At 68.8% G+C, this 14,955-nt stretch carries 8 protein-coding genes; all 8 read left to right on the plus strand.

Features of this window, described 5'->3' with window-relative positions:
• The first annotated feature begins 1 nt into the window (after position 1).
• Positions 2–457 (plus strand): ATP-binding cassette domain-containing protein, encoded by a 456-nt coding sequence (locus EDD27_RS58265; protein WP_338324748.1) that lies wholly within the window; start codon positions 2–4, stop codon positions 455–457.
• Positions 412–1,431 carry a sugar ABC transporter ATP-binding protein gene (locus tag EDD27_RS11110; protein ID WP_338324638.1) on the plus strand — a complete coding sequence of 340 codons (1,020 nt, stop codon included), beginning with the start codon at positions 412–414 and terminating at the stop codon, positions 1,429–1,431. Before EDD27_RS58265 ends, EDD27_RS11110 begins: the two co-directional genes overlap by 46 nt.
• Entirely contained in the window at positions 1,432–2,445 is a 1,014-nt protein-coding gene (locus EDD27_RS11115) for an ABC transporter permease (RefSeq protein ID WP_127932332.1), read from the plus strand. It begins immediately after the preceding gene.
• A gap of 10 nt (positions 2,446–2,455) precedes the next feature.
• On the plus strand, positions 2,456–3,406 hold the full coding sequence (locus tag EDD27_RS11120; protein WP_127932333.1) for an ABC transporter permease: 951 nt from the start codon (positions 2,456–2,458) through the stop codon (positions 3,404–3,406).
• Positions 3,393–4,601: an ABC transporter substrate-binding protein gene (locus EDD27_RS11125; RefSeq protein ID WP_127932334.1), complete on the plus strand. Its 1,209-nt coding sequence runs from the start codon at positions 3,393–3,395 to the stop codon at positions 4,599–4,601. Before EDD27_RS11120 ends, EDD27_RS11125 begins: the two co-directional genes overlap by 14 nt.
• Before the next feature lie 39 nt (positions 4,602–4,640).
• Entirely contained in the window at positions 4,641–5,474 is an 834-nt protein-coding gene (locus tag EDD27_RS11130; RefSeq protein ID WP_127932335.1) for a sugar phosphate isomerase/epimerase family protein, read from the plus strand.
• 161 nt (positions 5,475–5,635) lie between these two features.
• The gene (locus EDD27_RS11135; RefSeq protein ID WP_206641353.1) at positions 5,636–10,267 is read left to right on the plus strand and encodes a ThuA domain-containing protein; all 4,632 of its coding nucleotides are present in this window, start codon (positions 5,636–5,638) and stop codon (positions 10,265–10,267) included.
• Positions 10,268–11,377: 1,110 nt separating this feature from the next.
• Positions 11,378–14,854: a ThuA domain-containing protein gene (locus EDD27_RS11140; protein ID WP_127932336.1), complete on the plus strand. Its 3,477-nt coding sequence runs from the start codon at positions 11,378–11,380 to the stop codon at positions 14,852–14,854.
• The last annotated feature ends 101 nt before the right edge of the window (positions 14,855–14,955 follow it).

The raw sequence follows: 14,955 nt of genomic DNA on the forward strand, positions 1-14,955 counted from the left end.
CATGCGCGGCATCGGCAAGAGCTTCCTGGGCGTGCGGGTGCTGTCCGGTGTCGACCTGGACGTGACGGCCGGCGAGGTTCATGCCGTCGTCGGCGAGAACGGCGCCGGCAAATCCACCCTCATGAAGATCATCTGCGGGGTGCACGCGCCGGACGAGGGCACGATCGAGATCGACGGTCGGCCGGCCTCGTTCGGCCACCCGCTCGACGCGCAACGCTCCGGCATCGCGATCATCTATCAGGAGTTCAACCTGCTCCCCGAGCGCACCGTCGCCGAGAACGTCTTCCTCGGGCGCGAACCGGTCCGGCGCGGCCTGGTCGATCGTGCCGCCATGGAGGAGGCGACCGCGCGGCTGCTCGGCGAACTGGGCGAGGACTCCTTCGGCCCCGCGACGCCGTCAAACGGTTGTCGGTGGCTCAGCAGCAGGTCGTCGAGATCGTCAAGGCGCTGTCGGTGAACGCCCGGCTCGTCGTCATGGACGAGCCCAGCGCGGCCCTCGCCGAGCACGAGGTCGAGCTGCTCTATCGGCTGATCGGGCGGCTGCGGGAGCGCGGCGTCGCCGTCGTGTACATCTCCCACCGCTTACGCGAGGTGTTCGACCTCGCCGACCGGGTCACCGTGCTCAAGGACGGCTCCCGCGTCACCACGCTCCCGATCGGCGAGGTGTCCTCCGACGAACTGATCCGCCTGATGGTGGGCCGCGACCTCGGCACCTACTTCCCGCCTCGCTCGGCGGGCGCCGGCGAGGTACGGCTCAGCCTGCGCGGAGCGGGCAACCACAAACTCCGCGACATCGATCTGGAGCTGCGTGCCGGGGAGATCGTCGGCATCGCCGGCCTGCAAGGATCCGGCCGGTCGGAACTCGCCAAAGCGATCTTCGGCGCGGAACCGTTCACCACAGGCGAGATGACCCCGTCGCGCCCCCGCTCGGTCCGGGAAGGCGTGGCCATGGGCATCGGGCTCGTGACCGAGGACCGCAAGGCCGAAGGGCTCGCGCTGCGCCAGTCCGTGCGTGACAACGCCCTGCTGGTGGCCCGCGCGGTGGGCGCCAAGAGCCGGAACGGCGTCCGCGACCTGCTCGAACGGGTACGCCTCTCGCCTCCGCGCCAGGAACAGGAGGTCCGCTACCTGTCCGGCGGCAACCAGCAGAAGGTCGTGCTGGCCAAGTGGATGACGATGGCGCCGCGCGTGCTGCTGTTCGACGAACCGACCCGGGGCGTCGACGTCGGGGCCAAGGCCGCGATCCACGACCTGATGCGTGAGCTGGCGAATGACGGCATGGCCATCATGATGATCTCTTCCGAGCTGCCCGAGCTCATCGGCATGAGCGATCGCGTCGTCGTCCTGCGGGACGGCCGCATCGCGGGCACGCTGCCGGCCGGACCCTCCGAGGAGGCCATCATGCGCCTGGCCGCAGGAGAGGTGGGCTGAATGAACACGCTCTCACGCATCCGCCGTCCTGCCCGCCGCAGCGAAGCGCAAGGCGGCCTGGCGGCGCGGTTGCGCGAGCCCACGCAGGTGGTGTTCCTCGCGCTGCTCGGCCTGGTCGCGGTCGGCTGGGTTCTCGTGGCGCTCGACGGCGGTCAGTTCCTGACCATGGAGAGCGTCGTCGGGATCCAGCAACGTTCGGCGGCCCTCGGCATCGTGGCGATCGGGCAGACGCTGGCGATCCTGGCCGGGTCGCTCGACCTGTCCGTGGCGTACCTGATCAGCCTGACCTCGCTCGTCGCGGCGGAGATCATGGCGGGCCAGGACGGGAACATCCTGCCCGCTGTCGCGGCGGTGCTGGCCATCAGCGCGCTGGTGGGGCTGGTCAACGGGCTCGTCATCACCAGGCTCCAGGTCCACGCCTTCATCGCCACGCTCGGCACCGCCCTGATCATCAAGGGCATCGTCGACCACCTGTACGACGGCCCGGCGGGCAAGGTGCCCGAGTCGTTCCAGCTCCTCGGCTACTCCCGGATCGGGCCGATCCCCATCTCCGCCCTGCTCTGGGCGGGCGTGGCCGTCGTGGCCTGGTTTCTGCTGAGCAGGACCCGGCTGGGATACCGGATCTACGCGGTGGGCGGGAACGAGGAGGTCGCCCGGCTGTCCGGGATCCGCACGGGCCGGGTCATCGTGCTCACGCACGTGCTCTGCTCGCTCTGCGCCGGCATCGCGGGTCTGCTGCTGGCCAGCAGGCTCGGGGCGGGCGCCCCCACGGTCGGCACCGACGGCGGCTACGACCTGGAGTCCATCGCCGCGGTCGTGCTCGGCGGGACAGCGCTGGCCGGAGGCAAAGGAGGCGTCGCCGGAACCGTGGGCGGGGTCCTGCTGCTGGCCGTCCTGGACACGATCTTCAACCAGCTCGAGGTCAACTCCTTCGTCAAGGACGTGGTCCGCGGCGTGGTCATCGTCATCGCGGTGGCCGTCTACGCCCGGCGCGGAATGAGGCGGTCGGCATGAGGCGGTCGGCATGAAGCGGGCACTTCCCATCCTCGCGGTCCTCGTGGTGCTGCTGGCCGCGATCGCGGTCGCCAACCCCTATTTCCTGGAGCCCGCCGGGTTCCTGGCGTTCCTCAAACGGGCCGCGCCGCTGGTGATCCTCGCCGCGGGGCAGTATTTCGTCATCGTCTCCGGCGAGTTCGACCTGTCGGTCGGCTCGCTCGTGACGGCCGAGGTGGTGATCGCCGCGCGGCTCATCGACGGCGAGGAGTCCGCCACCTGGCCGGTCATCGCCCTGCTGATCGTCATCGGGCTGCTCGTCGGGCTGGTCAACGGCGTGGTCACCACCAAACTGCGGGTGCCGTCGTTCATCGTGACGCTCGGCATGCTGCTCATCCTGTCCGGAGCGGTGTTCCTGTGGACCGGCGGCGCGCCGCGCGGCGCGCTGTCGGAGGGCTTCCGCACCTTCGGCCGCGGCGGCCTCGGACCTATACCGTGGTCGGTGCTGATCCTGCTCGCCGTGGGCGCTGCGGCGATCTGGCTCATGCGCGCCGACTTCGGCAAGACGCTGATGGCCACAGGCGACAACGAACGGGCCGCGGCACTGTCCGGGGTCCGCGTCGACCGGGCCAAGATCTTCGCCTTCATGCTCTCCGGCCTGGCGGCGGCCGTCGCCGGAATCCTGCTCGGCGGATTCGCCGGTGTCTCGGCGCAGGTCGGTCAGGGCCTGGAGTTCTCCGCCATCACCGCGGTCGTCCTCGGCGGCGTGGTGCTCGGCGGCGGCCGCGGCTCCGTGCTGGCCGCCATGGCCGGGGCCTTCACGCTGGAGGCGCTGTTCACGCTGCTCAACCTGTACGGAATCTCGGGGGCGCTGGAGTTCACCGTGCAGGGCGTCATCATCATCGCCGCGGTCGCGGCGGGAGCCATCCGACTTCCCTGGAAGTTCACCCCCCGAAAAGGAGACGCACATGCCGCGTCATAAGGCCGCAGTCGCCGTGTTCGCCGCGCTCGCCCTCGCGGGCTGCACCACCGACAAGCCGGCGGCCACCAGCCAACCCGCCGCGCCCGCCGCAAGCGCCAGCCAGAGCGCTCAGGGCTCCGGCACGGGCGCGCAGTCGAAGTTCTTCGTGCAGGCGGACTTCGACGCCCAGCTGGCCATGCGCTCCCAGACCCCGCAGGGCCCCACTGACAAGCCGTGGGAGCAGGCCATCGCCCCGCAGATGACCGACACCGCCAAGTACAAGAAGGACGGGCCGTACCACCTGTGCTTCTCCAACGCCGCGGTCAACAACCCCTGGCGCCAGGTCGGATGGAAGACGATGCAGGCCGAGGCCGGCCTGCACAAGGAGATCTCCAAGTTCACCGCCCTGGATGCCGAGGGCAAGGACGACAAGCAGATCTCCGACATCGCCGAGCTGCAGGCCAAGGGCTGTGACGCGCTGATCATCTCGCCGAACACCACGGCCACGCTCACCCCGGCCGTGACGGCGGCGTGCGAGAAGGTGCCCGTCATCGTGTTCGACCGGGGTGTGGAAACCGACTGCCCCGTGACGTTCATCAAGCCCATCGGCGGCTACGCCTTCGGCGCCGACGCCGCCGAGTTCCTCGTCGAGAAGGTGCCGGCCGGCGGGAAGGTCCTGGCGCTGCGCATCCTGCCCGGCGTGGACGTGCTGGAGACCCGCTGGTCGGCGGCCAAGGTGGTCTTCGACAAGAGCAAGGTCCAGGTCGTGGGGGTGGAGTTCACCGACGGCGACGCCGCCAAGACCAAGAGCATCGTCAGCGACTACATCCAGCGGCACGGCAAGATCGACGGCGTCTGGATGGACGCCGGAGCCACGGCGGTGGCGGCGATCGAGGCGTTCGAGGACGCCGGCCTGCCCGTTCCGCCGATCAACGGCGAGGACCAGCAGGACTTCCTGCAGAAGTGGAAGGACGCCAACCTCACCGCGGTCGCGCCGACCTACCCGACCTACCAGTGGCGCACCCCGATCATCGCCGCGCTGAAGATCCTCAAGGGCGAGGAGGTGCCCAAGGCCTGGAACCTGCCGCAGCCGAAGGTCACCGCCGAGAACCTGTCGACCTACCTCAAGCCGAACATGCCGCCGCTGCACTACGCGCTGTGCGGTTGCGAGGACCTGCCCGGGTTCCCGGAGACCTGGGGCGGGAAGAAGAGCTGATCGGGGTCCTTCCGCCCATCCGACGACGAAGAGGGACGCATGTTCTCCATCGGAGTGAACACCTGGGTCTGGGTGTCCCCGCTGACCGACGACGAGCTGGCGCGGCTCGCGCCCCGCATCGCGGGGTGGGGCTTCGACGTCATCGAGCTGCCGGTCGAGCAGCCCGGCGACTGGGATCCCGGCAAGGCAGCGGCGGTGCTGGCCGAGCACGGGCTGGCCGCGTCCGTGGTGCTCGTCATGCCGCCGGGCCGGGAGCTCGTCGCCGCCTCTCCGGAGACCGTCCGCGACACCCAGGACTATCTGCGGCACTGCGTCGACGTGGCGGTGACCGTCGGCTCCCCGGTGATCGGGGGGCCGGCGTACGCCTCGGTCGGCCGCACGTGGCGGCTGTCACCCGACGAGCGCCGTATCGCCTACGCCGAGCTGCGGGAGAACCTGCGACCCGTCCTGGACTACGCGGCCGAACGTGGGATCACGCTCGCGGTCGAGCCGCTCAACCGGTACGAGACCAGCCTCGTCAACACCGTCGAACAGGCGCTGGAGGCGTTGCCCGAGGACTGTCACCTGGCACTCGATACCTACCACATGAACATCGAGGAGAAAGACCCCGCCGAGGCGGTCCGGGCCGCGGCCGGCAGGATCGGGCATGTGCAGGTGTGCGGCACCGATCGCGGCACGCCGGGGGCCGACCGCTTCGACTGGACTGGGTTCATCCGGGCCCTGCAGGACGCCGGCTATGCAGGGCCGCTCGTCATCGAGTCCTTCACCGCGCACAACCAGACCATCGCCACCGCGGCCTCCATCTGGCGGCCGCTCGCCGAAAGCCAGGACGCGCTGGCCGTGGACGGCCTCGCCTTCCTGCGCACCCTCTGACGCCCATTCACCCGCGCACCCTCTGAGACCCGGTCACCCCGCGCACGCTCTCACGCTCAATTTCACGCTCGCTTTCGCGCGCACCTCTGACGCCTGCCGTTCAGCGGCGTCTCCTTCACTCCTCACCTCGAGGTGTCCCCCCGCACCCCCGGAGATTCGCCATGCGACGATTTCTCGCTGCCCTCTTACTCCCAGCCTTGTTGCTGGCGCTGGCGCCGGCTCCCGCCCACGCGACCAGCGCCGCCCTCCACGGGTTCCGCGCCCTGCTGTTCACCAAAGCAGTGGGGTACGTGCACGCCTCCATCCCGGCCGGCATCCAGATGGTGAACGAGCTGGCCGCGGCCCATGACTTCGAAGTGGTGCAGAGCGCCGACTCCTCGGTGTTCAACGACACCGACCTGGCCACGTTCGACGTCCTGATCATGCTGCAGAACTCCGGCATGGTCTGGGAGAACGACGCCCAGCGGCAGGCGCTGCAGAAGTTCGTCCGGTCGGGCAAGGGCGTGGTGGCCATCCACAACGCGCTCGACATGGGCATCGAGAACGAGTTCCCCTGGTGGGACGAGCTGATCAACGGCGGGGCCCACATGCCGGCGCACTCGCCCGGCACCCTCCAAGGGCTGGCCAAGGTCGTCGACCGGGTGCACCCCTCCACCAAGAACCTCCCGCAGCGGTGGCAGCGCCCGGAGGAGTGGTACAACTTCGCGCCCAACCCGCGCGGCAACGTGCACGTCCTGGTCACCGCCGACGAGACGACCTACAACCCCGGCTCCTCGGCCATGGGGGCGGACCACCCGATCTCCTGGTGCCGCCAGGCCGAAGGCGCCCGGGTGTGGGCCACCGCCATGGGGCATGAGGCAGCCTCCTATGCCGAGCCGGAGTTCCGCGAGCACGTCCTCGGCGGCGTCGAGTGGGCCGCCGGCGCCCAGCCGGGCGACTGCGGCGGCACCGTGTGGAGCAGCTTCGAGAAGGTCACCCTGGACGACAACACCAGCAACCCGATGGAGCTGGACGTCGCCCCCGACGGGCGGGTGTTCTACGTCCAGCGCCAGGGCGAGGTGAAGATTCACAAGCCGGACACCCACATGACCGTCACCGCCGCCACCCTCAACGTCTACACCGGCGGCGAGGACGGCCTGGTCGGCATGGAACTCGACCCGGACTTCGCCCAGAACGGATGGATTTACCTGTACTGGTCGCCGGCCGGCAGCGCCGAAGACGTGAACCGGCTGTCCCGGTTCACCGTGCAGGGTGACACGATCGACCTGAGCACCGAGAAGAAGATCATCGAGATTCCCGCCTATCGCGCCCGGACCTACCCCGAGCCCGGCCACACCGGCGGCGCGGTCGAGTTCGGCCCCGACGGAAGCCTCTACCTGAGCGTCGGCGACGACGTCCCGCCGAACCTGTCCGGTGACTGGCAGGGCTACGCGCCGCTCGACTGGCGGCCCGGCCAGCACATGCTGGACACCGCCCGCACCGCGGGCAACACCAACGACCTGCGCGGCAAGATCCTGCGGATCAAGCCGAAGGCCGACGGCGGCTACGACATCCCCGAGGGAAACCTCTTCCCGCCGGGCACCGCGAAGACCCGGCCGGAAATCTACGCCATGGGGTTCCGCAACCCCTTCCGGTTCACCGTCGACGCCAAGACCGGTTACCTGCACGTGGCCGACTACGGCCCGGACCGGGGCGGCCCCACCACCGACCGCGGCCCCGAGGGCCTGGTGGAATACAACATCATCAAGAAGCCAGGTAACTTCGGCTGGCCGTTCTGCCACGGTGACAACCAGCCCTACGCGCCGTACAACCCGGACACCAAGGAGGTCGGCGCCAAGTTCAACTGCGCCGCCCCCGTCAACGAGTCGCCGAACAACACCGGCCTCACCGAACTGCCGCCGATCGAGAAGCCGGTCATGTGGTACGGCTACGGCGCCTCCCCGACCTTCCCCGAGCTCGGCTCTGGCGGCTCGGCGCCGATGAGCGGCCCCGTCTACCGCTATCAAGCGGACAACCCGTCGAAGACCAAGTTCCCGGCCTACTTCGACGGCGTGAACTTCTTCTACGAGTGGTCCCGCCACTACATCAAGGAGATCCACCTCGACTCCAACGACCAGGTCTTCAAGATCAACAGCTTCCTGGGGACCACGCCCTTCCTCAAGCCGATGGACATGACGTTCGGCCCGGAGGGCTCGCTGTACCTGCTGGAGTGGGGCACCGACTTCGGCGGCGGCAACAACGACTCCGGCCTCTACCGGATCGACTACGCGGCCGGCGCCCGCTCGCCGGTGGCGAAGGCCACCTCCTCGCGGGTCGACGGCGTCACCCCGCTGACCGTCGAGTTCGACGCCTCGGGCAGTTACGACCCCGACGGTGACTCCCTCACCTACGCCTGGGACTTCGACGGCGACGGCACCGCCGACTCCACCCAGGTCAAGGCCACCCACGTGTACCAGACCGCGGGCCGGTTCACCGCCCAGCTCAAGGTGACCGACGGCACCGGCAAGGAGGGCTTCGCCAACATCGAGATCATCGCCGGCAACAGCCGGCCCACGGTGACCATCGAGACCCCGCTCAACGGCACGCCGATCCAGTTCGGCCAGGACGTGCCGTACAAGATCAAGGTCACCGACCCCGAGGACGGTGAGATCGACTGCGCCAAGGTGTTCGTCAACCCGACGCTCGGCCATGACGACCACGAGCACGAGACCGTGGAGATCCCCGGCTGCGAGGGCGTCGTCAACACCGGCGACCTCGGCGGCCATCCCGACGGCGCCAACCTGTACTACGTCCTCAACGCCCACTACACCGACGGCTCGCAGGAGATCCCGCTCACCGGCCGCGCCAAGGCCGTCCTGCAGCCGATGCGCAAGCAGGCCGAGTTCTTCAACGCCCAGGCCGGCGTGCGGGTCATCGACGAGCCGGGCGCCGAGAGCGGCAAGCGCATCGGCGACATCAGCAACAACGACTGGATCTCGTTCACCCCGATGAACCTGCACGCCATCAAGGGCGTGAACTACCGCCTGTCCAGCCCCAACGGCGGCGGCTTGATCGAGCTGCGCGCCGAGTCCCCCACCGGCCGGCTGCTGGCGAGCAACGCCGTCCCCAAGACCGGGGGTTGGAACAACTACCAGCAGACCCAGACCGCCTCGGTGGCGGCGGACGCGGCCACCTCGACGCTCTACGTGGTGTTCAAGAACTCCGCCGACAACGCCTTCGACCTGGACGCCATCCAGTTCGTGAGCGAGGCTCCGCCCCCCGCGATCGAGCCGGGTGTCTACACGATGACCGCCCAGCACAGCGGCAAGAACGTGACCACGCAGAACGCGTCGACGGCGGACAACGCCAACCTCGTCCAGATGGGTGCCACCGACGACCCCATCCAGCGGTGGGAAGTGGTGCCCGCGCCCGGCGGCTACCAGCTCAAGAACGCGGGCAGCGGCAAGTGCGCCGACATTCCGGGCGGCACGACCACACCCGGCACCCAGCTCGTCCAGTGGACCTGCCACGCGAGCGGCAGCGGCGACGCAGTCAACCAGTACTTCAACCTGGTCCCGACCGGCGGTGGCGAAGGCCTCTTCCAGATCGTCTCCGCCAAGACCGGGCTGTGCGTCGACATCAACGGCGTCTCCCAGGCCGACGGCGCCGCGGTGATCCAGTGGAACTGCTCGGCCGCGCCCAACCAGACCTTCCGCCTCACCAAGGCCGGGGGAGGCGGCGACCCCGTCGACGAGACCGCGCCGACCACCGTGGCGAAGCAGAACCCGGCCGAGCCGAACGGCAAGGACGGCTGGTACACCGCCGTTCCGGTGGAGATCACCCTCACCGCGGCGGACGAGGAGGGCGGCTCCGGCGTGGCCGCCACCGAGTACCGGCTCGACGGCGGCGCCTGGACCGCCTACAGCACCCCGTTCACGGTCAGTGGCGACGGGGCGCACACGCTCGAGTACCGCTCCCGGGACGGCGCGGGCAACGTCGAGCAGGCCCGCTCGCTCACCCTCAAGATCGACGCCACCGCCCCGCAGACCACCGCGTCGTTCGCCCCGCCGAACGAGAACGGATGGAGCAAGGACTCGGTCCCGGTCGAGCTGGCGGCGCAGGACGCCCACTCCGGCGTCAAGCTCATCGAGTACGCGCTTGACGGCGGCGACTGGACGGCCTACACCGGAACGCCCGTGGTGGTCGACGGCGACGGCGAGCACGAGCTGCGCTACCGCACGGCCGACGCGGCGGGCAACGTCGAGGAGGAGAAGGCGGCGGTGCTGAAGATCGACGCCACCAAGCCCATCCTGCTCGTGTCGGGCGTGGCCGACGGCGAGGTGTACGGCGACTCCCAGGACGTGGTGATCACCTGGGAGGCCGTGGACGCCACCTCGGGCGTCCGCAGCACGACCGGCACCCTCGACGGCGCTCCGCACACGCCGGGTGCGGTGCTGCCGCTGTTCACCCAGACGCTGGCGGCGCACACGATCGCGGTGACCTCGACCGACAACGCCGGCAACGCGGTGACGACCTCGGTGCGGTTCAACGTCACCACCTCGCTGCGGGACATGCAGAACCTGCTCGACCGCTTCCGGGCAACCAGCTGGCTGTCGGCCAAGGCGCACGACAAGCTGACGAGCAAGCTGACCCAGGCCCGCAGGGCGGAGGCGTCGGGCAACGACGGCCGAGCGGTGCGGCTCCTCACCGAGTTCAAGGGAATCGCCGCGGACGCGAAGCTGGTCCCGCGCGCCGAGGTTCGCCAGGTGCTCACCCGCGACGCCGACAAGATGATCTCCGTCATTGGCGGCTGACAGCTGAAGGTCGGAGGCCGGAGCGCATTGCTGCGCCCCGGCCTCCTCAGAACCGGATCGCCCGTCGTGTACGCGCGATGCAGGTGCTTGGCCTGCATGCGGTAGTACTCCAGGTCCGGCTGGGCTGGCGGCTCGAAATGGCGACCGAACATTGAAGTGTCGCTTGAGGTGCAAAATCCCTGCCCCGCGGGCTGGCAGCACCCCAACCGTGGGAAGTGGTCGAGGAGTCTGCGCTCGGTACAGAGCCTGAAAGTTTCATACTCATCATAGGACTTACCGTTGGATGTATAGCGCTAATTTCTGCCGGGTTCAGAGCGCTGAGATTGGCGCGGCAGTGTCGGCATCGTGTGTTAATGCAGGTTTCTGGTAAGGGCAGCGGGACGCTGGACCAGTGGAACAGGAAAGACGGTCTTTGATTCCCGCAGATAAGCATGCTTGACAGGTCTGTTAGGCAGACCTATTTTCGTCTCCGAATCGATTCGACTTCTGTCGCATGGTCAGGCTCGGCGTCCGCCGCGCCACGCGCCGTCCAGCCACCCTGGCGTCCTCGCCGATGACCGGCCCGGCGAGCTGCGCGCCGGGCCCGGCACGACTCCCACCCGCCCGTTAGGAGATCCCCGTGCATGTCTCCTCACCCCGTACGGCACGGAGACTCACCGCTGCGGCGCCTCCCGCCCCCGGTCCGGCCCCCCGGATCAATGGGTGGGCCACGTGCTGGTCCTGTACCTCTCGCACCGGCTTCGCGAGATCTTCGAGCTCGCCGACCGGATCACCGTGCTCGGGGACGTGCCCGGGCCACCACCGCGCCTCGACCTGCGCGCGGGGCAGATCGTCGGGGTGGCCGGGCGCAGGGCCCTCGGACTCGGCGCGTCGGTCGTGCTCAGGATGCCACTGGGACGCGAGTCGACGCCTCCGGGCCGTCTGGCCGGCGGACGCCAGGATCGCCCACTTTCAGGTGTGCCGGACCGCCCAGGGCGCCCTCGCCACCAAACGCCTCGGCTTCCTCCGCACCTTCACGACCTGACCCCACGACCCTCACGCCAGCCGAGACGAGGCATGCCTTCGCACCCTTCGACTCCGACCGTTTCCGGTACCCCCAGGAGACCCTTCATGCGAACATCACGCTTGCTACCCGTCTTAATCGCAGCCCTATTAGGGCTGTTGCTGTCCGCGGTGCCGCTGGTGGCGCACGCGGCCGCTCCGCAGTTCAAGGTGCTGCTGTTCACCGAGACCGCCAGTGGCGCCTACCGGCACGACTCCATCCCCGCCGGTGTCGCGATGTTCCAGCAGATGGCGACCGACAACAACTTCCAGCTCGACCACAGCGAGAACTCGGCCGTCTTCACGACCGCGACCCTGAACACCTACGACGCGGTGATCATGTTCCAGACCAACGGCATGGTGTGGGACAACGACGCCCAGCGTCAGGCCTTTCAGGCGTATGTGCGCAGCGGCCACGGCATCGTCGCGGTCCACAACGCCACCGACATGAACATCGAGGCGCAGTTCCCCTGGTGGGACCAAGTCGTGCTGGCCGGCGCGCACATGACCGCGCATTCGGCGACCGTGCAGGGCACCGCCAAAGTGGCCGACAAGGTTCACCCCTCCACGAAGGGGCTGCCGGATCGGTGGGTGCGTCCGGAGGAGTGGTACAACTTCGACAAGAACATGCGCGGCTCGGTGCACGTGCTGGTGACCGCGGATGAGACCACCTATGACGCGGGGCCGAGCAAGATGGGCGCCGACCACCCGATCTCCTGGTGTCACAACCCGGAGGGCGGCCGGGTGTGGGCCACCGCGATGGGTCACCAGGCGTCCTCCTATTCGGAGCCGCTGTTCAAACAGCACCTGCTGGGTGGGGTGAAGTGGGCGGCGGGAGCGGAGCCGGGTGACTGTGGCGGCACGGTCGCGGCCCGGTTCCAGAAGGTGACTCTCGACGGCGCACCGGACCAGCCGATGGAACTGGACGTGGCCGCCGACGGCAGGGTCTTCTACATCTCGCGCTCGGGCAAGGTGAACATGATCCCCGCCAATGGCGGGGGGACGCGCGTCATCGCCACCCTGCCGGTGTACGACGGCGGCGAGGACGGCGGCATCGGGCTGGCGCTGGACCCGAACTTCGCCACCAACGGCTGGATCTACGTCAACTATTCGCCGTCCAATGGCGGTGAGGTGAACCGGGTGTCGAGGTTCACCTTCAACGGCACCAGCCTCGACTTGGCGAGCGAGAAGAAGATCATCGAGGTTCCGGCGTACCGCAACGTCGACGAGCCCGGTCACACCGGCGGCTACCTCGCGTTCGGCCCGGGCGGCAACCTGTACATCGGTCCCGGTGACGACACCAATCCCCACGCGTCCAGCGGCTACACCCCGATCGACGAGCGGCCGGGCCGGGAGCATTACGACGCCCAGAGGTCCTCGGCCAACACCAACGACCTGCGCGGCAAGATCCTGCGCATCCACCCAGAGCCCGACGGCACCTACACGATTCCGTCCGGCAACCTGTTCCCGCCCGGCACCGCCAAGACGCGGCCGGAGATCTACGCGATGGGCTTCCGCAACCCGTTCCGCTTCTCGGTGGACAAGGTGACCGGCTGGATTTCGGTGGCTGACTACGGCCCCGACGCGGGAGCCGCGAACCCCAACCGCGGTCCCGAGGGCACCGTCGAGTGGAACCTGATCAAGCAGCCGGGCTTCTACGGCTGGCCGTACTGCGTCGCCAACAACATCCCGTACAACGACTACAACTTCGCCACCAACACCTCCGGCGCGAAGTTCAACTGCTCGGCGCCGGTCAACAACTCGCCCAACAACACCGGCCTGACCAACCTGCCCGCGGCCAAGGCCGCGACCGTCTGGTACAACTACCACGCCTCGGCCGAGTTCCCTGAGATCGACTGCTGCGGCGGTGCCGGCCCGATGGGTGGCCCGTTCTACCGCTACGACCCGGCCAGCAGCTCTGACCGCAAGTTCCCCGAGTATTTCGACGGCACGCCGTTCTTCTACGAATGGAGCCGCAACTTCGTCAAGGAGTTCCGCCTGGACTCCTCGGGCAACCTCCTGAAGATCAACCCCTTTGTGGCACAGCTCGCCCCGCGTGCGCCGATCGACATGAAGTTCGGTCCGGACGGCGCCCTGTACATGGCCGACTGGGGCAACGGCTTCGGCCACGCGAACACCGATGACAGCATCTACCGCGTCGACTACGTAGCCGGAAACCGCGCACCCCTGCCCAAGGCGATCGCCAACCCCGACTCGGGCGCGGCGCCGCTGACGGTGGCGTTCTCCTCCGCCGGCTCATCCGACCCCGACGGCGACGCGATCACCTACGCGTGGGACTTCGGCGACGGCGGGACCTCCACCAGCGCCAACCCGTCCCACACCTACACCACCAACGGCACCTACACGGTCAAGCTGACCGTACGGGACTCCGGCGGGAAGACGGGCAGCGTCACGTTGTCCATCGTCGTCGGCAACACCCGCCCCAACGTCGCCTTCTCGGCTCCGCCCGACGGCGGGTTCATCGACTTCGGCGACCAGGTGGCCTACACGGTGAACGTCACCGACCCCGAGGACGGCGCCGTCGACTGCACCAAGGTCAACGTGATCACCGCGCTCGGCCATGACCAGCACTCCCACGACACCGGTCAGTACACCGGTTGCTCCGGAACGGTCACGACCACCGCCTCCGGCCATGACGACGCCTCCAACGTCTACTACGTCCTGTCCGCCGACTACACCGACAAGGGCGGCCTGAAGGGCAGCACCGGCATCACCCTGCAGCCCAAGCACAAGCAGGCCGAGCACTTCACCGGCTCGTCCGGAATCCGGATCATCGATGAGCCCGGAGCCGAGGGCGGCAGGCGCATCGGTGACATCTCCAACAACGACTGGATCTCCTTCAGGCCGATCAACCTGTCCGGGATCGACACGGTGTCCTTCCGTGTCTCGGCGCCGTCCAGCACCGGGGCGTCCATCGAGCTGCGCGCCGACTCGCCGACCGGGGCGCTCATCGCCTCCAGCCCCGTGCCGGCGACCGGGGGATGGAACACCTACGTGTCCCTGCCCGCGGTACGGGTCACCGACCCCGGTGGCACCCGTAATGTCTACGTCGTGTTCAAGGCGCCGTCGGCGAACTCGTTCGACGTGGACTCGTTCACCTTCAACGGCAGGGGCGTCGGGCAGGGTGGGCCCTCGGACAGCACGAGCGCTCTGCGGGGTGTGGGATCGAACCGGTGCCTGGACGTCAACGGCGCCTCGCAGACGAACGGCGCCCAGGTGCAGATCTGGGACTGCAACGGGCAGCCCAACCAGCAGTGGACGTCGACCGCTGCCGGTGAGCTGCGGGTCTACGGCGGCAAGTGCCTGGACGTGAACGGGGCCGGCACGGCGAACGGCACCGCAGTGATCATCTGGGACTGCAACGGCCAGAACAACCAGAAGTGGCGCCTCAACGCCGACGGCACCATCACCGCCGTCGGGGCGAACAAGTGCCTGCAAGTCAGCGGCGCCGGCACCGCCAACGGCGCCAGGGCGCAGATCTGGGACTGCAACGGCCAGAACCACCAGAAGTGGACCCGCGTCTGATCCCCATGTGACGCCCGAACCCCGGAGCCGGCCCGCCTCCTGCGGACCGGCTCCGCGGCCTGGCCGGCGTGCCGTGCCGAGTGGGCGGCCAAGGTTCCGCC

Source organism: Nonomuraea polychroma, from assembly GCF_004011505.1.
GTDB classification, from domain to species: domain Bacteria; phylum Actinomycetota; class Actinomycetes; order Streptosporangiales; family Streptosporangiaceae; genus Nonomuraea; species Nonomuraea polychroma.

Bases quoted from the DNA above. Each gene is read 5' to 3' on its own strand.
- EDD27_RS58265 (WP_338324748.1), top strand. From the start codon at position 2: ATGCGCGGCATCGGCAAGAGCTTCCTGGGCGTGCGGGTGCTGTCCGGT.
- EDD27_RS11115 (WP_127932332.1), top strand. From the start codon at position 1,432: ATGAACACGCTCTCACGCATCCGCCGTCCTGCCCGCCGCAGCGAAGCG.
- EDD27_RS11120 (WP_127932333.1), top strand. From the start codon at position 2,456: ATGAAGCGGGCACTTCCCATCCTCGCGGTCCTCGTGGTGCTGCTGGCC.
- EDD27_RS11125 (WP_127932334.1), top strand. From the start codon at position 3,393: ATGCCGCGTCATAAGGCCGCAGTCGCCGTGTTCGCCGCGCTCGCCCTC.
- EDD27_RS11130 (WP_127932335.1), top strand. From the start codon at position 4,641: ATGTTCTCCATCGGAGTGAACACCTGGGTCTGGGTGTCCCCGCTGACC.
- EDD27_RS11135 (WP_206641353.1), top strand. From the start codon at position 5,636: ATGCGACGATTTCTCGCTGCCCTCTTACTCCCAGCCTTGTTGCTGGCG.
- EDD27_RS11140 (WP_127932336.1), top strand. From the start codon at position 11,378: ATGCGAACATCACGCTTGCTACCCGTCTTAATCGCAGCCCTATTAGGG.